General features: G+C 69.5%; 13 protein-coding genes. 11 read left to right on the forward strand and 2 right to left on the reverse strand.

All coding sequences use genetic code 11. The annotated features are described in order from the left end of the window. Nucleotides 1-257 precede the first annotated feature (257 nt). A complete protein-coding gene (acnA, locus tag PUR26_RS29260; protein WP_329876918.1) occupies nucleotides 258-2,975 on the forward strand; it encodes an aconitate hydratase AcnA in 2,718 nt (905 codons plus the stop codon). Between the two features lie 191 nt (nucleotides 2,976-3,166). Here the strand turns inward: acnA and PUR26_RS29265 are convergent, their stop codons facing one another. Next, nucleotides 3,167-6,973 (reverse strand): GH92 family glycosyl hydrolase, encoded by a 3,807-nt coding sequence (locus PUR26_RS29265; RefSeq protein WP_329876920.1) that lies wholly within the window; start codon nucleotides 6,971-6,973, stop codon nucleotides 3,167-3,169. 506 nt (nucleotides 6,974-7,479) lie between these two features. Between PUR26_RS29265 and ngcE the strand changes: the two genes are divergently transcribed. From ngcE to PUR26_RS29310, 9 genes are all read left to right on the forward strand, one after another. After that, nucleotides 7,480-8,931 carry an N-acetylglucosamine/diacetylchitobiose ABC transporter substrate-binding protein gene (gene ngcE / locus PUR26_RS29270; RefSeq protein ID WP_329876922.1) on the forward strand — a complete coding sequence of 484 codons (1,452 nt, stop codon included), beginning with the start codon at nucleotides 7,480-7,482 and terminating at the stop codon, nucleotides 8,929-8,931. A gap of 51 nt (nucleotides 8,932-8,982) precedes the next feature. Next, a complete protein-coding gene (locus PUR26_RS29275) occupies nucleotides 8,983-9,906 on the forward strand; it encodes a carbohydrate ABC transporter permease (protein ID WP_329876924.1) in 924 nt (307 codons plus the stop codon). After that, nucleotides 9,906-10,835, forward strand: a complete 930-nt coding sequence (locus PUR26_RS29280) for a carbohydrate ABC transporter permease (RefSeq protein ID WP_329876926.1) — start codon at nucleotides 9,906-9,908, stop codon at nucleotides 10,833-10,835. The genes PUR26_RS29275 and PUR26_RS29280 overlap by 1 nt, the downstream gene beginning before the upstream one ends. Nucleotides 10,836-11,079: 244 nt before the next feature. Further along, complete coding sequence (locus PUR26_RS29285; RefSeq protein ID WP_329876928.1) at nucleotides 11,080-12,279, forward strand: ROK family transcriptional regulator; 1,200 nt, start codon at nucleotides 11,080-11,082, stop codon at nucleotides 12,277-12,279. Nucleotides 12,280-12,401: 122 nt separating this feature from the next. Beyond that, nucleotides 12,402-13,502, forward strand: a complete 1,101-nt coding sequence (locus tag PUR26_RS29290) for a substrate-binding domain-containing protein (RefSeq protein ID WP_443077208.1) — start codon at nucleotides 12,402-12,404, stop codon at nucleotides 13,500-13,502. Nucleotides 13,503-13,708: 206 nt separating this feature from the next. Next, on the forward strand, nucleotides 13,709-14,503 hold the full coding sequence (locus PUR26_RS29295) for an ATP-binding cassette domain-containing protein (protein WP_329876930.1): 795 nt from the start codon (nucleotides 13,709-13,711) through the stop codon (nucleotides 14,501-14,503). Beyond that, the gene (locus tag PUR26_RS29300) at nucleotides 14,500-15,801 is read left to right on the forward strand and encodes a sugar ABC transporter permease (protein ID WP_329876932.1); all 1,302 of its coding nucleotides are present in this window, start codon (nucleotides 14,500-14,502) and stop codon (nucleotides 15,799-15,801) included. Before PUR26_RS29295 ends, PUR26_RS29300 begins: the two co-directional genes overlap by 4 nt. A 162-nt stretch (nucleotides 15,802-15,963) precedes the next feature. Then, complete coding sequence (dxs, locus tag PUR26_RS29305) at nucleotides 15,964-17,883, forward strand: 1-deoxy-D-xylulose-5-phosphate synthase (protein ID WP_329876934.1); 1,920 nt, start codon at nucleotides 15,964-15,966, stop codon at nucleotides 17,881-17,883. A gap of 151 nt (nucleotides 17,884-18,034) precedes the next feature. Next, nucleotides 18,035-19,543 carry an amino acid permease gene (locus tag PUR26_RS29310; protein ID WP_329876936.1) on the forward strand — a complete coding sequence of 503 codons (1,509 nt, stop codon included), beginning with the start codon at nucleotides 18,035-18,037 and terminating at the stop codon, nucleotides 19,541-19,543. 4 nt (nucleotides 19,544-19,547) lie between these two features. On the opposite strand, the gene PUR26_RS29315 is transcribed toward PUR26_RS29310, so the two are convergent. Next, entirely contained in the window at nucleotides 19,548-19,934 is a 387-nt protein-coding gene (locus PUR26_RS29315; RefSeq protein WP_329876938.1) for an NTP pyrophosphohydrolase, read from the reverse strand. A 132-nt stretch (nucleotides 19,935-20,066) separates the two neighbouring features. Here PUR26_RS29315 and PUR26_RS29320 point away from each other — a divergent pair, with 132 nt between their 5' ends. Next, nucleotides 20,067-21,182, forward strand: a complete 1,116-nt coding sequence (locus tag PUR26_RS29320) for a hypothetical protein (RefSeq protein ID WP_329876940.1) — start codon at nucleotides 20,067-20,069, stop codon at nucleotides 21,180-21,182. The last annotated feature ends 322 nt before the right edge of the window (nucleotides 21,183-21,504 follow it).

A 21,504-nucleotide genomic window follows, 5' to 3' on the forward strand; every position in this document is an offset into this window, starting at 1 on the left:
TCACGGCGAGGCAGGGGCGAAATGCCTGGGTTCGCCGAGTGAACGTCCCCGCTGCCCGGCTGCGGACGGCCCAACCTGGGCATGACCGGGACGCGGTCATGTACTAGAGTTATCTCGACATCGAGATATCTGCCGAAGGCGTACCGCGTGCCGCCAATCGGTAAGGGCTGCCTAACTTAGCCTTACCTTAGCGGATCGGCGAGGAGCCGTGGCGGCAGCATTGAGGTAGTACGCGCACATTGATGAAGGAGACTGTCGTGTCGGCGAACAGCTTCGACGCCCGCAGCACGCTGCGCGTGGGCGACGAGTCGTACGAGATCTTCAAGCTGGACAAGGTCGAGGGCTCCGCGCGCCTCCCCTACAGCCTGAAGGTTCTCCTGGAGAACCTGCTCCGCACCGAGGACGGCGCGAACATCACCGCCGACCACATCCGGGCCCTCGGCGAGTGGGACTCCCAGGCCCAGCCGAGCCAGGAGATCCAGTTCACCCCGGCCCGCGTGATCATGCAGGACTTCACCGGTGTGCCGTGTGTCGTGGACCTCGCCACCATGCGTGAGGCCGTCAAGGAGCTCGGCGGTGACCCGGCGAAGATCAACCCGCTGGCCCCGGCCGAGCTGGTCATCGACCACTCCGTCATCGCCGACAAGTTCGGCACGAAGGACGCCTTCGGCCAGAACGTCGAGCTGGAGTACGGCCGCAACAAGGAGCGCTACCAGTTCCTGCGCTGGGGCCAGACCGCCTTCGACGAGTTCAAGGTCGTCCCGCCGGGCACCGGCATCGTCCACCAGGTGAACATCGAGCACCTGGCCCGTACGGTCATGGTCCGCAACGGCCAGGCCTACCCTGACACCCTCGTCGGCACCGACTCGCACACCACCATGGTCAACGGCCTCGGTGTGCTGGGCTGGGGCGTCGGTGGCATCGAGGCCGAGGCCGCGATGCTCGGCCAGCCGGTCTCCATGCTCATCCCGCGCGTCGTCGGCTTCAAGCTGACCGGCGAGCTGCCGGCCGGCACCACCGCCACCGACCTGGTCCTCACGATCACCGAGATGCTGCGCAAGCACGGCGTCGTCGGCAAGTTCGTCGAGTTCTACGGTGAGGGCGTCGCCGCGACCTCCCTCGCGAACCGCGCCACCATCGGCAACATGTCGCCGGAGTTCGGCTCCACCGCCGCGATCTTCCCGATCGACGGCGAGACCCTGAAGTACCTGAAGCTGACCGGCCGCTCCGAGCAGCAGGTCGCGCTCGTCGAGGCGTACGCCAAGGAGCAGGGCCTCTGGCTCGACCCGGCCGCCGAGCCCGACTTCTCCGAGAAGCTGGAGCTCGACCTCTCCACGGTCGTCCCGTCCATCGCCGGCCCGAAGCGCCCGCAGGACCGCATCGTCCTCGCGAACGCCGCCGCGCAGTTCGCCCAGGACGTCCGCAACTACGTGGACGATGTGGACGAGGCGGGCAAGGAGTCCTTCCCGGCCTCCGACGCCCCGGCGAACCACCCCAACGGCGCCCCGTCCAACCCGGTCACCGTGACCGCCCCCGACGGCTCGACGTACGAGATCGACCACGGCGCCGTCACCGTCGCCGCGATCACCTCCTGCACCAACACCTCGAACCCGTACGTCATGGTCGCCGCCGCGCTGGTGGCGAAGAAGGCGGTCGAGAAGGGCCTGACCCGCAAGCCGTGGGTCAAGACCACCCTCGCCCCGGGCTCCAAGGTCGTCACCGACTACTTCGACAAGGCAGGCCTGACCCCGTACCTCGACAAGGTCGGCTTCAACCTCGTCGGCTACGGCTGCACCACCTGCATCGGCAACTCCGGCCCGCTGCCGGAGGAGGTCTCCAAGGCCGTCAACGACCACGACCTGGCCGTCACCTCGGTGCTCTCCGGCAACCGCAACTTCGAGGGCCGGATCAACCCCGACGTCAAGATGAACTACCTGGCGTCCCCGCCGCTGGTCGTCGCGTACGCCCTGGCGGGCTCCATGAAGGTGGACATCACCAAGGACGCGCTCGGCATCGACACCGAGGGCAACCCGGTCCACCTGCAGGACATCTGGCCCTCCGAGGCCGAGGTCAACGAGGTCGTGGCCAGCGCCATCGGCGAGGACATGTTCAACAAGTCCTACCAGGACGTCTTCGCGGGCGACGCCCAGTGGCAGGCGCTGCCGATCCCGACCGGCAACACCTTCGAGTGGGACAGCGAGTCCACCTACGTCCGCAAGCCCCCGTACTTCGAGGGCATGACGATGGACCCGGCCCCGGTCGAGGACATCGCCGGCGCCCGCGTCCTGGCCAAGCTGGGCGACTCGGTCACCACCGACCACATCTCCCCGGCCGGCGCCATCAAGGCCGACACCCCGGCCGGTCAGTACCTCACCGAGCACGGTGTGGAGCGCCGTGACTTCAACAGCTACGGCTCGCGCCGTGGCAACCACGAGGTCATGATCCGCGGTACGTTCGCCAACATCCGCCTGCGCAACCAGATCGCGCCGGGCACCGAGGGCGGCTACACCCGCGACTTCACCCAGGCGGACGCCCCGGTGTCGTTCATCTACGACGCCTCGCGCAACTACATCGAGCAGGGCATCCCGCTGGTCGTCCTGGCCGGCAAGGAGTACGGCTCGGGCTCGTCCCGCGACTGGGCCGCCAAGGGCACCGCGCTCCTCGGCGTCAAGGCCGTCATCGCCGAGTCCTACGAGCGCATCCACCGCTCGAACCTCATCGGCATGGGCGTGCTGCCGCTCCAGTTCCCGGAGGGCGCCTCGGCGGCCTCCCTCGGCCTGACCGGTGAGGAGACCTTCTCCTTCACCGGCGTCACCGAGCTGAACAACGGCACCACCCCGCGCACGGTCAAGGTGACCACCGACACCGGTGTCGAGTTCGACGCGGTCGTCCGCATCGACACCCCCGGTGAGGCGGACTACTACCGCAACGGCGGCATCATGCAGTACGTGCTGCGCAACCTGATCCGCAACTGATCGGACCCGCGCCAAGGAGGGCCGCACCCCGTCTCGGACGGGGTGCGGCCCTTGTCGTACCTCGCGGTCGCACGGGACCGGCGCGGGGAACGCGTCGCCCTTGTCGTGCGCGGCGACGCGGCGACGGCGGCCACGGCGGGACCGGGCCGCCGGGGCAGCGGCCCCGGCGGCCCGTCCACCGTGTGGCGGTGTCAGCGCAGCAGCTCCACCTCCGCGAGCGTCGCCACCGCGTTCGGCACCAGCCGGTACCTCTCGTACGGGCCGGGGCGGGCGATCGTGAACGCCCGGGTCTGCCGGTCCCAGGTGAACGTCTCACCCGACCGTTCGTCCAGGTCCGTCCACGCCGTACCGTCCCGCGACCCCTGGAGCACCCAGCCCGAGGGAGCCTTGTCGCGGGTGGACGAGGTCAGCGTGTACTGGACGGCGCGCGTGGCGCCCTGGACGGGCAGCTCCACCGCCTCGACCGACGCCGACGTCGCCGAGGTGTCGTCGAACAGCTCCCCCGCACCCGACAGCGCGTCCCGGCGCGGCGTGGGGATCCCGTCGTCCGTGGTGATGGAGACGGGGGCGGCGTCCTTCCCCGTGCCCCACGCCGAGGGCCTCGGCCCCATGTCGAACTCCAGCGTGCCGCCCCTGGCGAGCAGCGAATGCGGCAGGGCGGTGGAGTTCCACGCCTTGCCGTTCACCCGCAGCCCCTGGACGTAGATGTTCCTCGCGCTGTTGCGCGGCGCCTTGACCACCAGCTTGTTGCCGTTGTCCATCCGCACGGTCGCCTTGGTGAACAGTGGTGAGCCGATCGTGTACTCGCCGCTGCCCATCACCAGCGGGTAGAAGCCGAGCGCGGAGAAGAGGTACCAGGCGGACTGCTCACCGTTGTCCTCGTCGCCGTGGTAGCCCTGGCCGATCTCGCTGCCGGTGTAGAGGCGGGAGAGCACCTCACGGACCTTCTCCTGCGTCTTCCAGGGCTGCGAGGCCGCGTTGTACATGTACGTGACGTGGTGGGCGACCTGGTTGGAGTGGCCGTACATGCCCATCCGCACGTCCCGGGCCTCGGTCATCTCGTGGATGACGCTGCCGTACGAGCCGACGAACTCGGGGCTCGCGGTCTCGGGCGTGCTGAAGTACGTGTCCAGCTTCTGGCCGAGGCCGGCGCGGCCGCCGTACAGATTGGCCAGGCCCCGGCTGTCCTGCGGGGCGGTGAAGGCGTAGCCCCAGCCGTTGGTCTCGGTGTAGTCGTGGCCCCAGACGCGCGGGTCGTACTGCGCGCCGGGCACCCGCCAGTCGCCCTTGAGGTCGCGGCCCTGGAAGAAGCCGGCCTCCGTGTCGAAGAGCGTGACGTAGTTGCGGGCGCGGCCCAGGAAGTACTCCGCCTCCTCCTTGTAGCGGGGCTTCCCGGTCTTCTCGAAGAGGGCGTCGGCCATCCTCGACAGGCCGTAGTCGTTGAGGTAGCCCTCCAGCGACCACGACAGCCCCTCGTGGGTCTCGGTCGAGGCGTAGCCGAGGAAGGGCGAGGTCTCCATGCCCTTGCGGCCCACGCCCTTGCTCGGCGGCACGACCGTCGCGTTCTTCAGCGCCGCCTCGTACGCGGCCTCCGCGTCGAAGTCGACGCCCTTGACGTACGCGTCGGCGAACGCCACGTCGGAGGAGGTGCCGGTCATCAGGTCGGCGTAGCCGGGGGACGACCAGCGCGAGATCCAGCCGCCGTCCTTGAACTGCTGGACGAAGCCGTCCACCAGCTCGCCGGCCTTCCCGGGGGTGAGGAAGGAGTAGGCGGGCCAGGTGGTGCGATAGGTGTCCCAGAAACCGTTGTTGACGTACACCTTGCCGTCGACGATCTTGGCGCCGGTACGGGTCGGGGTGTCCGGGCCGGTCTGCGGCGAGAAGGGGCTCGCGTACCGGTCCTTGCCGTCGACCTTCTCGAAGCCCGAGTTGGGGTACAGGTAGAGCCGGTAGAGGCTGGAGTAGAGCGTGGTCAGCTGGTCGCGGGTGGCGCCCTCGACCTCGACGCGGCCCAGGAGGTCGTCCCAGGCGTCCTGGGCCCGGTCCTCGATCCTCTCGAAGCGGGCCCGCGCGGGGATCTCCGCGGCCAGGTTCCGCTGCGCCTGCTCGACGCTGATCAGCGAGGTCGCCATGCGCAGGGTGACGCTGCGGTCCTTGCCCGCGTCGAAGCGCAGATGGCCCTTGACGCCCGCGGACGCGGAGTCGGTGACCGGCGCGTCGAAGACGCCGTACACGAACATCCGGGTGGCGCCGGTCGACAGTCCGCTCTTCACGTCGGAGAAGCCCGTGAAGGAGGCGCTCGCCGGGTCGAGGGTGAGGCCACCCTCGTCGGTGACGTTGTCGAAGACCACCGACGCGTCGTCGGCCGGGAAGGTGAACCGCATCATCGCTGCGTGGTCGGTCGGGGTGATCTCGGCCTTGAGGCCGTTCTCGAAGGTGACGCCGTAGTAGTGCGGCTTCGCCGTCTCCCTCTCGTGGCGGAAGGGCAGGGCGCGCTCGACCCGGCCGGTGGGCGGGGTGCCGGCCGCGGCCGACGGCATGAGCTGGAAGGTCTGCCGGTCGCCCATCCACGGGCTGGGCTCATGGCTGGCGCTGAACGCCTGGACGGTGGGCAGGTTGTCCGCGTTGTTGCCGCGCGCGTACTCGTACAGCCAGCTCTTGGACGCGGCGTTGGTCACCGGGGTCCAGAAGTTGAAGCCGTGCGGCACGGCGGTCGCGGGGAAGGTGTTGCCGCGCGAGAAGGAGCCGCTGGAGTTGGTGCCGCGCACGGTCGAGACGTGGTCGGAGGGGCGGCCCGGGTGCTTCTCGGGGACCGCCCGCTTCAGGGAGACGTCGTCGATCCAGCCCTGGAACTTCCCCGGCCCCCGGGGGGAGTCGTACGCCACCAGGATCCGGTCCACCGTCCGGCCGGCCGCGACGGTGCCGACGGAGGCGGTGACCTGGTTCCACTGGTTGACGTAGAGCCGCTTGGCGGCGCCCTGGCCCTGCGGGGTCAGCACCCCGCCGTGGCTGTCGACGGCCCGCAGGTCGCTCAGATAGGTGCCGTCCGTGAAGGCCAGGTCCACCGATACATGGGTGGCGGGGTAGTTCAGGTCCGTCTCGGGCATGGACGGGAAGATCCGGTAGGACAGCTCGGTGTCCCGGCCGACGACGGTGTTCACGTCGAAGACCTTGTTGTACGAGTAGGCGCGGCCGTCCGGCTTGTGCGTGCCGGCGTACCTCAGCGCCCGCGTGCCGGTGAAACCGGCGTTGGCCTTGGCGGTGGGGGAGCCGCCCGGCCCCCGGTCGACCTGGCTGCGCATGTCCGCCGGGGCGGGGGCGGAGGTGTCGCCGTTCGAGAACTGGACGTCGGCGAGCTGGAGGGCGTCGGCGCCGTTGTTCCCGGTGATCTCCAGCCGGTAATGCGCGTACTGCGTTGAATTGTTGAAGTCGTAGGACTTGGTTTCGAAGCGCTTCTCGAAGGTCTGGCCCTCGCGCGTGTCGAGAACCGTCCACTCCTTGCCGTCGGCGGAGCCCTTGAGCGTCCAGTCCTTCGGGTCACGGGGGGAGTGGTCGTTGGCCGAAGTCAGCGCGTAGGTGACGACCTTGGCCGGTCCGTCCAGGTCGAACTCGACCCAGCCGGCGGGCGCGAAGGTGAGCCACTTGGTGCCGGGCTGGAGGTCGGCCAGGTTCTCCTTGGTCTCCCCGGCGCCGGTGTTCTCGCCGCTCGCGCGCAGCTCCGCGACCCGGTCGGTGATGTTGCCCGGTATTCCGGTGGCGAAGCCTCCGTCCACCCCGGCCGCCCGCTTCCGGCCGTCGGCGTCCACCTCGACGGTGTCGCGCCAGTCCGGCGGGGTTTCGTCCGCCTCGAAGGAACTGGTGAACTCCCGTGACGTCGGGCCGGGCGGGGCCGGGAGGGCGAGCGCCGCCGACGGCGTGGCCGCCGCGATCAGGGAAACGGCCGCCACGAGGGCGGCCGTACGGAAGTGTCTGTGACGAGGTCGTGGTCTGGGCTGCATCCCGCGTCCTGCCTCCTGCCGAGCGCGTTGGACAACGTTGTCAAATGATCTGCGCAGGAACCAGTAGGGAGGCAAGTGCCGCACGGTGTCAAGGGTGTTGGTGTTGTCGGAAGATCGGATTCAGTCATTTCCCGGATTGCGGTGAAGGGTGAATGCGCACCGGGTCGTCCCGCATTTCCGCGAGGTCTCAACTCGGGAAAGACTGCCGCCCAAAGTTGCTTTCGATCTTGCTCAGTTGACGGGAAGTGGACTATACCTGTCGGCGTCCGAGTGACCGTTCCGGCACCTGCGCCATCAGCTCTCGTGTCACCACCAGGACTCGTGTGACCGGCCCGGGCGGAACCCGTGCCCGCATGACCAGCAGAGCCCGCGTGACCAGCACATCCTGCGAGACCAGTACCTGCACGACCCAGCAAATGACCGCGGTGGCGGGACCCTTCGCCCTCGGGCGAGAGGACGGGTGACCGGTACACCGCCTGAGTCCTGGAGAAGGCGAGGACTTGAGCATGGGATTCATCTCAGGCCGCAACAACGAGGGCCTCGGCCGTCGCGATCTGATCAAGCGGTCCGCCGCGCTCGGCCTGATCAGCGTGCCGACCATGAGCTTCCTGTCCGCCTGCGCGAGCGGTGGCGGCAAGGACGAGGGCAACAAGGCGGCGAAGGGCGAGAAGAGCGAGAAGAACCCGCTCGGCGTCAACGACTCCGCACCGCTGGAGATCGTCATCTTCGACGGCGGCTTCGGCACCAAGTACGCCGAGGACGCCAAGGCCGTCTACGAGAAGACCTACCCCAAGGCGCAGGTCAAGTTCTCCAAGACCCAGAAGATCCAGTCCGTGCTCCAGCCCCGCTTCAACGGCGGCACCCCGCCGGACCTCATCGACAACTCCGGCGCCCAGCAGATGGACATGGGCGTCCTGGTCGGCAAGAAGCAGCTGACCGACCTCACCCCGCTGCTGGACGCCGCCTCCGTCGACGACCCGGCCAAGAAGGTCCGGGACACCCTGCGCCCGGGCATCGTGGAGATGGGTCAGTTCGACGGTGACCCGGTGTGGATCCTGTACTACGCGTACACCGTCTACGGCGTCTGGTACTCCCGGACGGCGCTGGAGAAGCTGGACGCCACGTACCCGGAGACCTGGGACGAGATGCTCGCCCTGTGCGCGAAGGCGAAGAAGCAGGGCATCGCCGGCTGGACGTACCCGGGCAAGCACCCGTACTACATTCCTTTCTCCCTCTACCCCTTCATCGCCAAGATCGGCGGTGTCGAGGTGCTCGACGCGATCGACAACCTGGAGCCGAAGGCCTGGGAGCACCCGGCCGTCAAGGCCGCCTTCGAGGCGTACTACGAGCTCTTCGCCAAGGGCTACATCCTCCAGGGCACACCCGGTCTGGACCACCGCGGCTCGCAGGGCGCCTGGGCGCGCGGCCAGGCGCTCTTCATCCCGAACGGTTCCTGGCTGGAGAACGAGGAGGCGAAGTTCATCCCGAAGGACTTCAAGCTGGCGGTCGGCGCGCCTTCCGGCCTCGACGCCTCCGACAAGCTGCCCTTCGGCACCATCTGGGCGTCGGGCGGTGAGCCCTTCATCGTCCCGGCCAAGGCGAACAACCCCGACGGCGGCATGGAGCAGCTGCGCATCATGCTCAGCGAGGCGTCCTCGAAGAGCTTCACCGCCAGCACCAAGTCGCTCTCCGCGTTCAACGGCGGTACGGACGGCATCGAGCTGTCCGACGGACTCGCGTCCGGTGTCGCCGCGCTGGAGAAGGCGGGCCGGAACGTGGTGAACCCGCGTCTCCAGGACTGGTACGTGAAGCTCCAGAAGGAGCAGATCGGGGTGGCCGGACTGGGCGAGATGATGGCGGGCCGGGCGACTCCGGCCGAGACCATCAAGAAGATCCAGGGCTTCGCCGACGCGGCGGCCAAGGACTCGTCCATCAAGCACTTCAAGCACCAGAAGTGACCCGGTGTCACCGGCGGCGGCGACGCCGCAGGAAGGTCGGAGTCGGTAACGATGCAACACGGTAAGTACCGGTTCATTGCCGGGTTCCTGGCGATCCCCCTGGCGCTGTACGCCATCTTCGTCATCTGGCCGTTCATCCAGTCCATCTACTACTCGTTCACGGACTGGACCGGCCTGAGCCCGGAGTTCACGATGGTGGGCTTCGACAACTACTCGAAGATGCTCGGTGACGACATCTTCTGGAAGTCCCTGTGGCACAGCGTCCTGCTCGCGTTCGTGCTGCCGCTGGTGACGCTCGGGCTCGCGCTGTTCTTCGCCTTCATGATCAATGTGGGCGGGCGGCACCGGAAGGGCGCCGCCGTCACGGGGGTCCGCGGTTCGGGTTTCTACAAGATCGCGTACTTCTTCCCGCAGGTCCTGTCCATCGCGATCGTGGCGATCCTCTTCCAGTTCGCGTACGACCCGGCGCAGGGCATGATCAACGGCGCCTTCGAGGCGGTCGGCCTGGAGGGCTTCCAGCCCAACTGGCTGGGCGACCCCGAGCTCGCCCTGTGGTGCATCATGGCGGTCCTGGTGTGGTGCACGGTCGGCTTCTTCGTGGTGCTGTTCTCCGCCGGCATGGCGTCGATCCCCAAGGACTTCTACGAGGCGGCGCTCCTCGACGGCGCGAGCCGGATCGCCACGTTCTTCAGGATCACGCTGCCACTGCTCTGGGAGACCGTGCAGTCCGGCTGGGTCTACATGGGCATCCTGGCGCTGGGAGCCGAGGCCTTCGCCGTGGTGCACATCATGTCGGTGGGGCCCGGCGGTCCCGACTACGCGACGACCGTCCTGCCGCTGTACGTGTACCAGGCGGCCTTCCGGGACGGCCAGGCGGCCTACGCGACCACGATCGGTGTCGCCCTGCTCCTCGTCACCCTGGCCTTCGCGGCCATCGTGATGCGGGCGGGCCGGCGCGAGCGGCTGGAGTACTGATGAAGACCACTGACACACCGCCCTCCGGCCTCACCGACCCGTCCGTGCCGGGGCAGCGCGCCCCGGGCGGCGCCCCGGCGGCCGCGGCCGTGAGGAAGGACGGCCAGGGCGCCGTCCTCAACGTCTTCTCGCACGGGATGCTGATCCTGTGGGCCGTGATGGTCGTCCTGCCGCTGCTGTGGGCGCTGATGACGTCCTTCAAGACGGACCCGGAGATCTTCGACCGGCCCTGGGGGCTGCCGGACGCGCCGCACTTCGAGAACTGGTCCCGGGCCTGGACCGAAGCGCACATGGGCGAATACTTCCTGAACACGCTGATCGTGGTGGCGGGCTCGCTCGTCGGCACGCTGCTGTTCGGTTCGATGGCCGCCTATGTGCTGGCCCGCTTCGACTTCCCCGGCAACCGCTTCCTGTACTTCCTCTTCGTCGGGGGGATGAGCTTCCCGGTGATGCTGGCGCTGGTGCCGCTCTTCTTCGTCATGGACAACACCGGACTGCTGAACACGATGCACGGGCTGATCCTGGTCTACATCGCGTACTCGCTGCCGTTCACCGTCTTCTTCCTGACGTCGTTCTTCCGGACCCTGCCGTCCTCCATCGCGGAGGCGGCGATGCTCGACGGGGCCTCGCACACCCGGACGTTCTTCCAGGTGATGCTGCCGCTGGCCCGGCCGGGGCTGATCAGCGTCGGCATCTTCAACTTCCTGGGGCAGTGGAACCAGTACATGCTGCCGACCGTGCTCAACACCGATCCCGAGAAGCGGGTGCTGGCGCAGGGGCTGGTGGAGCTCTCCACCAGCCAGACGTACAAGGGCGACTACTCGGGGCTCTTCGCCGGTCTTGTGATCGCGATGCTGCCGGTGCTGGCCGCGTACATCATCTTCCAGCGGCAGGTGGTGGCGGGCCTGACGGCCGGCGCCCTCAAGTGAGCCCGTCCGGGTCACCGGCCCGAGGCGCAGAGTAACGAAGGCGCGGCGAATGCCCCGGCGGAAATCCGCCGGGGCATTCGCCGCGCGACCGCACGTTCACTCGTTCATTACGCATAATTCGGATATTTCCGTACCTTGTGTGCTCATAGGAGCCTCCGGACGCTCAAGGTCTTGACGGGGGCCAACCCGAAAGGCTCAGCTTAGAGTTCACATGTTGGAGAAAACGGCAGGAGTGAGAGAGTCGATGGAGACTCCGGGGTCGCAGACATCTCTGCATCGGGCCAATCTCGAGCGAGTCGTGCGCGCGGTGCGTATGGCCGGCTCGCTCACCCAGGCGGAGATCGCCCGGACCACCGGGCTCTCGGCGGCCACGGTCTCCAACATCGTCCGGGAGCTGAAGGACGGCGGCACCGTCGAGGTGACGCCCACCTCCGCGGGGGGCCGCAGGGCCCGCAGCGTCTCGCTCAGCGGGGACGCGGGCATCGTCATCGGCGTCGACTTCGGCCACACCCACCTGCGGGTCGCCGTGGGCAACCTGGCCCACCAGGTGCTCGCCGAGGAGTCCGAGCCGCTGGATGTCGACGCGTCCTCCGCGCAGGGCTTCGGCCGGGCGGAACAGCTGGTCAAACGGCTGATCGAGACCACCGGGATCGGCCAGGACAAGGTGATCGGCGTCGGCCTCGGCGTCCCCGGCCCCATCGACGTCTCCTCCGGGACGCTGGGCTCCACCTCGATCCTCCCGGGCTGGACCGGCATCAACCCCTCCGAGGAGCTGGCCGGCCGCCTCGGCGTCCCCGTGTACGTCGACAACGACGCCAACCTGGGCGCCCTCGGCGAGCTGGTCTGGGGCGGCGGGCGGGGCGTCAGGGACCTCGCGTACATCAAGGTCGCCAGCGGTGTCGGCGCCGGGCTGGTGATCGACGGGCAGATCTACCGGGGGCCCGGCGGCACCGCCGGCGAGATCGGCCACATCACGCTGGACGAGTCGGGCCCCGTCTGCCGCTGCGGGAACCGCGGCTGTCTGGAGACCTTCACGGCGGCCCGCTACGTCCTGCCGCTGCTCCGGCCGGGGCACGGGCCCGATCTCACCATGGAGCGGGTCGTCCAGCTGGCCCGGGAGGGGGACCCGGGCTGCCGACGGGTCATCGCCGACGTCGGACGTCACATCGGCAGTGGTGTCGCCAACCTCTGCAACCTGCTCAACCCCAGCAGGGTGGTGCTCGGCGGCGCCCTCGCGGAGGCCGGTGAGCTGGTTCTGGGGCCCATCCGGGAGTCCGTCTCCCGCTATGCCATCCCCAGCGCCGCCCGGCAGCTCTCGGTGGCGCCGGGGGCACTGGGAGGCCGCGCCGAGGTGCTGGGCGCACTCGCCCTCGTGCTGAGCGAAATGGGCGATTCGACACTTCTTGAGAGTGCCCTTCCGGCCAACACGCCTGCGTTCACTTAGATAACGGATGGCACCGTTGTCATCTCGTTGTCAATTTACTCCTTGACGACGACGTTGCGGCCGAGTTGACTTCCAGCCACCTCGGCCGCAACGTCGCGGCCTCGTCAGGGAGGCAACCCCACATGAACGCAATGACGCGACGCATCGTCATAGGCACGGCAGCGGTCACCATGGCCGCTTCCCTCGCCGCTTGTGGCAAGGCGGGCGACGGCGACTCGGCCGGCGGCAGCGGCGGCGACAGCAAGACCATCGGTCTGCTGCTTCCGGAGAACAAGACGACGCGTTACGAAACGTTCGACCGCCCGATCATCGAGGCGAAGATCAAGGCCCTGTGCGGCGACTGCGAGGTCAAGTACAACAACGCCGCGCAGGACACCGAGACCCAGAAGAAGCAGTTCGACGCCCTCGTGACGCAGGGCGTGAAGGTCATCATCCTCGACTCGGTCGACTACAAGGCCACCAAGTCCTGGGTGCAGCAGGCCGACAAGAAGGGCGTCAAGGTCGTCGCGTACGACCGGCTGGCCGAGGGCCCGATCTCCGCGTACGTCTCGTACGACAACGAGAAGATCGGCCGCCTCCAGGGCGAGGGCCTGGTCAAGGCGCTCGGCGCCAAGGCCAAGGAGAGCAACGTTGTCATGATCAACGGCTCGCCGACCGACCCCAACGCCCCCCTGTTCAAGAAGGGCGCCCACAGCGTCCTGGACACCCAGGTCAAGAAGGTCGTCTACGAGCAGGACATCCCGGACTGGTCCCCGGACGAGGCCAACAAGAAGATGGGTGCCGCCATCGACTCCCTGGGCAAGGACGGCTTCCAGGGCGTCTACTCCGCCAACGACGGCATGGCCGGCGGCATCATCACGGCCCTCAACAAGCAGGGCGTCAAGGTCCCGGTCGGCGGCCAGGACGCCGAGCTCGCCGGTCTCCAGCGCATCCTGAAGGGCGACCAGTCCTTCACGATCTACAAGCAGATCAAGCCGGAGGCCGAGACCACCGCCGAGATCGCGGTCCGTCTGCTCAAGGGCAACAGCATCGACGACCTGGTCTCCACCAAGGTCACCAGCCTCACCGGTGAGTTCAAGGACATCCCGGCCAAGCTGTACGACGCCGAGGTCGTGACCAAGGAGAACATCGCCTCCACGATCGTCGCCGACAAGGTCTACACGGCCGCGGACATCTGCACGGCCGAGTACAAGGCGGCCTGCGAGGCAGCCGGCATCAAGTAACACCCCCCCACAGGCGAGGCCCCGCGGCCTCCCTGAGCCGGTCCGGCGCCCCGCCCCATCCACGCCCCGCAAGCGAGGGCGGGCGCCGGACTTCTCCTCCCACCTGTCCGCCCGCCGCCGGGCACGCCGCCCGGCCTGCCGGACAGGGACTCGCAGCCCCCGTACTCCCCGTACAACCCATCCCCGCCGGTCAGGCGGCGAAGGAGATGATTCACGTGTCCGCTACGCCCGTGCTGGCGTTGCGCGGAGTCTCCAAGCGGTTCGGCGCCGTCCAGGTGCTCACCGACGTAGACCTGGAGATCCACGCCGGCGAAGTGGTCGCCCTGGTCGGCGACAACGGCGCCGGCAAGTCGACCCTCGTCAAGACGATCTCGGGTGTCCACCCGATCGACGAAGGTTCCATCGAGTGGGAGGGCAGGCCGGTCCGCATCGGCCGGCCGAACGACTCCCAGGACCTCGGGGTCGCCACCGTCTACCAGGACCTGGCGCTCTGCGACAACCTCGACGTCGTCGCCAACCTCTTCCTCGGAAACGAGCTGAAGAGGGCGTCCGTCCTCGACGAGATCGCCATGGAGAAGCGCGCCAAGGAGCTGCTGGACACCCTGTCCATCCGCATCCCCAGCGTCCGCATCCCGGTCGCCGCCCTCTCCGGCGGTCAGCGCCAGGTCGTGGCCATCGCCCGCGCCCTGATCGGCGACCCCAAGATCGTCATCCTGGACGAGCCCACCGCCGCCCTCGGTGTCGAGCAGACCGCGCAGGTGCTCGACCTCGTCGAGCGACTGCGCGAGCGCGGCCACGGCGTCATCCTCATCAGCCACAACATGGCCGATGTGCGCGCCGTCGCCGACAAGGTGGCGGTCCTGCGCCTGGGCCGCAACAACGGCGTCTTCGACGTCCGGTCCACCTCGCACGAAACGATCATCGCCGCCATCACCGGCGCCACGGACAACGCCGTCACGCGTCGCCAGGCACGCACGGCCACGAAGGAGGACGCGAAGTGAGCGACCTCGCCAAGACCCCCGCCCCGGACCGCCAGGACGCCCAGGCCCCTGCCACGTCCGCGGCCCCCATCCCGGCCGTCGACCCCCGCCTGCTCGTGCGCGAGCAGGGCCTCCAGGGCTACTGGACCGAGTTCGTCCGCAAGACGCGCGGCGGTGAACTGGGCTCCCTGCCGGTCTTCATCGGACTGATCGTCATCGCGATCGTCTTCCAGCTGCAGAACTCCAACTTCCTGTCGGCCAGCTCCGTGGCGAACGTCGCGGTCTACAGCTCCGGCCTCGGCATCATGGCCGTCGGTATCGTCTTCGTCCTCATCCTGGGCGAGATCGACCTGTCGGTCGGTTCCGTGGCGGGCGTCGGCGCGGCCGTATGGGCCGGCCTCCAGGTCACCAACGGTGTCAACGAGTGGCTCTCGATCGTCCTGGCCGTCCTGGCCGGCACGGCCATCGGAGCGCTGCACGGGTTCTTCTTCGCCAAGATCGGCGTCCCGGCCTTCGTGGTCACCCTCGCGGGCTTCCTCGCGTGGATGGGCATGCAGGAGTGGCTGATGGGCGGAGAGGGCTCCATCAACACGCCCTCCGGCAGTGTCGTGGAGAACCTGACGAACTACTTCTTCGAGGACAAGGCGGCCGCCTACGGCCTCGCCCTGGTCGCCGTCCTCGCCTACGTCGCCTCGCTGCTGACCGACAGCAAGCGCCGCAAGGCCGCCCTCCTGCCGGCCCGCCCGGTCAGCGAGATCGTGCTGCGCTCCGTCGTCGTCGCCATCCTGGTCTTCGCTGTGGCGTACGTCATGAACGAGCCCGCCGGAGCCCGCGGCCTGCCCCTCGCGCTGGTCCTCTTCGTGGCCGTACTGGTGCTCGCGGACTTCGTCGCCCGCCGCACCACCTTCGGCCGCAAGGTGTTCGCCGTCGGCGGCAACGCCGAAGCCGCCCGCCGGGCCGGTATCAACGTCGACCGCGTGCGGATCGTCGTCTTCGCCCTCTCCGGCACGCTCGGTGCCTTCGGCGGTCTGTTCATCGCCAGCCTCTCCGGCGGCGCCACCAAGAGCCTGGGCGGCGGCAACACGCTGATGCTGGTCATCGCGGCGGCCGTCATCGGCGGTACCAGCCTCTTCGGCGGCCGCGGCAAGGTCTGGTCCGCGCTGCTCGGCATGATCGTGATCCAGTCGATCCAGCAGGGCCTGAACATGATCGGCATGTCCAACGCCATCCAGAACATGATCACCGGAGCGGTGCTCCTGGCCGCCGTCGTGATCGACTCGGTCTCCCGCCGTACGCAGAAGACCGCAGGTCGCGCGTAGCGGAACCGTTCAGTGCCCGGCGCCGTCAACCGGCGCCGGGCATTGCTGCGTCCAAGCCGGTGACAGGACGCAGAACCACCGCCCGTGACCTCGGCCCCGGAGCGGAACATTAGACTCGACGAAATCGGCAGCTCGACCAGCTCAACACGCAAGGAGGCACGGGTGGCTCTGCTGACCCGCATCAGGGGCCCGCGCGATCTCGACCGGCTCTCCCCGGAGCAGCTGGACCAGCTGGCCGCGGAGGTCCGGTCGTTCCTGGTGGACGCGGTCTCCAAGACCGGTGGCCACCTCGGGCCCAACCTCGGCGTGGTCGAGCTGACCATCGCCCTGCACCGTGTCTTCGAGTCCCCCAAGGACAAGATCCTCTGGGACACCGGCCACCAGTCCTATGTGCACAAGCTGCTCACCGGACGCCAGGACTTCTCGAAGCTGAAGATGAAGGGCGGCCTGTCCGGCTACCCGGCGCGCGCGGAGTCGGAGCACGACTTCATCGAGAACTCGCACGCCTCGACCGTCCTCGGCTGGGCCGACGGCCTCGCCAAGGCCAACGAGGTGCTCAAACGGGACGACCACGTCGTCGCCGTCATCGGTGACGGCGCGCTCACCGGCGGTATGGCCTGGGAGGCGCTGAACAACATCGCCGAGGCCAAGGACCGCCCCCTCGTCATCGTGGTCAACGACAACGAGCGCTCCTACGCCCCGACGATCGGCGGCCTCGCCAACCACCTGGCCACGCTCCGTACGACCGACGGCTACGAGCGCTTCCTGGCGCGCACCAAGGACATCCTCGACCGCACGCCGGTCGTGGGCAAGCCGCTCTACGAGACGCTGCACGGAGCCAAGAAGGGCCTGAAGGACTTCATCGCCCCCCAGGGCATGTTCGAGGACCTCGGCCTGAAGTACGTCGGCCCCATCGACGGCCACGACATCGAGGCCCTGGAGTCGGCGCTCACCCGCGCCAAGCGCTTCGGCGGACCGGTCATCGTGCACTGCCTCACCGAGAAGGGCCGCGGCTACCAGCCGGCCCTCCAGGACGAGGCCGACCGCTTCCACGCCGTCGGCAAGATCCACCCGGACACGGGCCTGCCGATCGCCTCCTCCGGTGCCGACTGGACCTCCGTCTTCGCCGAGGAGATGGTCGCCCTCGGCAAGGAGCGCGCGGACATCGTCGCGATCACCGCGGCCATGCTCCAGCCGGTCGGTCTGGACAAGTTCGCCAAGGAGTTCCCGGAGCGCGTGTACGACGTCGGGATCGCCGAGCAGCACGGCGCGGTCTCCGCGGCCGGCCTCGCCACCGGCGGGCTGCACCCGGTCTTCGCGGTCTACGCCACCTTCCTCAACCGCGCCTTCGACCAGGTCCTGATGGACGTGGCCCTGCACAAGTGCGGCGTCACCTTCGTCCTGGACCGGGCCGGTGTGACCGGAACCGACGGCGCCTCCCACAACGGCATGTGGGACATGTCGATCCTCCAGGTCGTCCCCGGCCTGCGGATCGCCGCGCCCCGCGACGCCGACCAGGTCCGCGCCCAGCTGCGCGAGGCCGTCGAGGTCGACGACGCCCCCACCGTGGTGCGCTACTCCAAGGGCGCGGTGGGCCCCGCCGTGGAGGCGGTGGGCAGGATCGGCGGCATGGACGTCCTGCGCGAGGCGGGCGCCGACCGGCCGGACGTGCTGCTGGTGTCCGTCGGCGCGCTCGCCCCGATGTGCCTGGAGATCGCCGGCCTCCTCGACAGGCAGGGCATCTCCACGACGGTCGTGGACCCGCGCTGGGTCAAGCCGGTCGACGAGGCGATGGCACCGCTCGCCGAGCGGCACCGGGTCGTCGTCACGGTCGAGGACAACGGCCGCGTCGGCGGTGTCGGCTCCGCGGTCGCCCAGGCCCTGCGCGACGCGGGCGTCGACGTACCGCTGCGCGACTTCGGCATCCCGCCGCGGTTCCTGGACCACGCCTCCCGCAAGGAGGTCATGGCCGAGATCGGTCTCACCGCCCCGGACATCGCCCGCCAGGTGACGGGGCTGGTCTCCCGCCTGGACGGCCGGTACGACGAGGCCGACGCCGCCGTGGAGCCCGCCCGCGACTGAGGCCCGGACCATCCGGTACGCGCATTGGACCGGTCGGAGCACCCTGAGGGGTCCCGGCCGGTCCTTTCGTGTGAAACGCCCCGGGAGGGCGCGCACGGTCCGGTCGGCCTCTCGATCATGGGTGTACGGCCATGGCTACGGAGGTACGCCGGTGAGCACAGAGCAGCAGCAGCCCCCCCGGAGCGCCGGGGTGTTCCGCACCAAGACGGTGGAGCAGTCCATCCGCGACACCGAGGAGCCCGAGCATGCGCTGAAGAAGTCCCTGTCCGCCTGGGACCTCACGGTCTTCGGCGTCGGCGTCATCATCGGCACGGGCATCTTCGTCCTCACCGGCATCGCCGCCCGGAACAACGCCGGGCCCGCCACCGCCCTCTCCTTCGTCGCCGCGGGCGTCGTCTGCGCGCTGGCCGCACTCTGTTACGCCGAGTTCGCGTCCACCGTGCCGGTGGCCGGGTCGGCGTACACCTTCTCGTACGCCTCGATCGGCGAACTGCCCGCCTGGATCATCGGCTGGGACCTGGTGCTCGAATTCGCCCTCGGCACCGCCGTGGTGGCCGTCGGCTGGTCCGGCTACGTGCGCCACCTCCTGACGACCAACCTCGGCTGGGACATGCCCGTCGCGCTGTCCGGGCCCGACGAGGGAGGCTCCTTCGACCTGCTGGCCTTCCTGCTCGTGCTGCTGCTGACCGCCATCCTGGTCGTCGGGACGAAGCTCTCGGCCCGGATCACCGCGATCGTGGTCGCCATCAAGGTCACCGTCGTGCTGATGGTCATCGTCGCGGGCCTGTTCTTCATCAAGGCCGACAACTACACCCCGTTCATCCCCCCGGCCGAGCCGCAGCCCGCGGGCAGCGGCCTGAAGGCGGCGCTGGTCCAGGTGATCTTCGGCTACGAGCCCACCAACTTCGGCGTCATGGGCATCTTCACCGCGGCCTCCCTCGTCTTCTTCGCCTTCATCGGCTTCGACGTCGTGGCCACCGCCGCCGAGGAGACCAGGAACCCCCAGCGGGACATGCCCCGGGGCATCCTCGGCTCGCTCCTCATCTGCACGATCCTCTACGTGGCCGTGACACTGGTGGTCACCGGCATGCAGTTCTACCGGGAGATGTCGCCCACCGCCCCGCTCGCCGACGCCTTCAAGTCCGTGGACCAGCCCTTCTTCGCGGGCGCCATCAGCCTCGGCGCGGCCGTCGGCCTCATCACCGTCTCCATGATCCTTCTGCTCGGCCAGACCCGGGTGTTCTTCGCGATGAGCCGCGACGGACTGCTGCCGCGCTTCTTCTCCGTCACCCACCCGAAGTACCGCACCCCCTACCGGGCGACCATCCTGCTCGGTGTGGTGATCGCCGTCGTCGCGGGCTTCACCAGCCTGGAGAAGCTCGCGGAACTGGTGAACATCGGAACGCTCTTCGCCTTCGTCGTCGTGGCGCTCGGCGTCATCATCCTTCGCCGCACCCGGCCCGACCTGCACCGCGCCTTCCGCACCCCCTGGGTGCCGGTGGTCCCGATCCTGTCGATCGCGGCGTCGTTCTGGCTCATGCTCAACCTGCCGACCGAGACCTGGCTCCGGTTCGGCGCGTGGATGGCCATCGGCGTCGTCGTCTACTTCCTCTACGGACGCTCCCACAGCCGTCTGGGCCGCGGCATCGAGAAGCCGTAGACCCTCATCGCGGCGGGTCGTCGCGGTCGCGCAGGGCGCCGGGCCCGACCCACTCGGCCCCGTGCTCCGCCACCCGCCGCCTCAGCTCCCGGTCCGCCGTGACGACCACGCACGGCCGGCCGGCCGCCTCGCGGGCCAGCTCGACGATCGTGTCGTCACCGCTGCCGGGCGCCGCCACGACCCGCACCCCCGGCACGGACTCCACGCCCCTCGCCCGTCCCTCGACCACCAGCACCACCTCCACGGGGCCGGGCCACCCCGCGACGCCCTCCCGCGCGGCGGTGACGAGCCGGTCCCGCAGCCGCTCGGCGGCCCCACGCCGGTCCCGCCACCACCCGTCCGGGACCGAACCCACGACGTTCGCCCCGTCGACCACCACACGTACGTCCACGGGACCAGCCTCCCACCTGGACCGGGCGCCGGCGGGCGCGGCCCAAGTGTTATCGTCGGGCGAACTACGGTCAGTCCGTGAGGTGTACCGGACACCGCCGAAATCACTGTCAGGGAAGGGTCTCCCAGAGACATGGCATTGCGGCCCCTGCGCAGGTCCCGGAAGAACCCGACGACCGTTCTCCCGGCCCCCGCGGCCCACCCCGCGCACGCTCCCGCCACCAGCCGCTGGCTGCTCCTCGGCAAGGACGGCAGGCTCAACGCCTACGCCGCCACCGACGGCGGCCTGCTCTGCTGGACGGAACGCCGGCCCGGTGGCCCCGAGTGGTCGCAGCCGCTCTTCTTCGAGATGCCGGACATCGAGCACTTCACCGTCGCCCAGGGCCCCAACGGCTATGTGCACCTGGTGGTGCAGCGCCGCTCGGTCCGGGACGACGGACTGATCGACGTGGGCATGTCCCACACCACCCAGTACCAGTCGGGCCGCCGCACCACCCCCTGGCACCCGCTGGGCTGCCCCTTCGCGGACACCGAGCACGGCGGCAGCCTCGCGCAGCCCGCCGCGACCGTCGACAACAACGGCTCCCTGTACGCCCTGCCGTGCAACCCCCGCGGCCGCGTCTCGCTGCGCGCCGAGAAGCGCGACGGCAAGTGGGGCGGCTGGGTCGAGCTGCCCGGTGACGGTTCCCACGAGTCGCTCACGGCCTTCACCACCAAGTCCGGCAAGGTCCAGGTGGTGGCCGTCGGCGAGGGCACCGTCCAGCACTGGGCCCAGACGGAGCCCGGCGGCGAGGTCGAACCCGCCTCCACCCGCTCGGTCTGCCTGGCGGCCGGATCGGTGACGCCGCTGGAGAGCGCCCCCGACCGGATCAGTCTGTACGGCACCGACGCCAAGACGGGCGAACTCGTCGTCCACCGGCCCGGCGGCGACACGGTGGCGCTGGGCATCTCCCCGGCCGCCGGCTCCATGCCCGCGGCGGTGCGCACGGTGATAGACGGCCACGACTGCACGGTCATCGCCGTGCGCGGCCAGGACGGGCGGCTGTCCGTCGCCGCCTGCCCGACGGGCGCCGAGGAGTCCGGCGCGCACTGGTCCGCCACCGGCGACGCCACGGCCGGCGCGCCCGCGATGGCCCTGGACGACCGCGGCCGTGTGGTCGTGGCCGCCATCGGCACGGACGGCACGCTGCGGGTCACCCGCCAGAAGCCGGAGCCCGGGCTCGCCCTGGAGGCATGGAGCCGCGTGTAACGGCGCCACGACGGTGATGCCACGACCCTGACGGGAGAGGCGGCTGCGCGGGCTGCGCGTCCGCGGCCGCCGCCCGGGTGCCGGTGCCGGCGCGCCGGAGGCTGCCTGGTCCCGTACGCCCGGGCCTCTCGTCGGTGCGTTGCCGCGCCCGGTGGGCCCGCCCCGTGCCGCGTACGCCCGGGCCCTCGTCGGTGCGTTGCCGCGCCCGGGCCGCCGCGCGCGGCCGCCGAGCCCCTCCCGCGCTGACGTGCGCCCAGCGGTTGCGGGGACGGCTCGAAGACCCTGCCTCCCGCCGCACCCCTCCTCGGGTGCTGTCCCGGCC

The organism is Streptomyces sp. SP18CS02 (genome assembly GCF_036322365.1).
Taxonomy (GTDB): Bacteria; Actinomycetota; Actinomycetes; order Streptomycetales; family Streptomycetaceae; genus Streptomyces.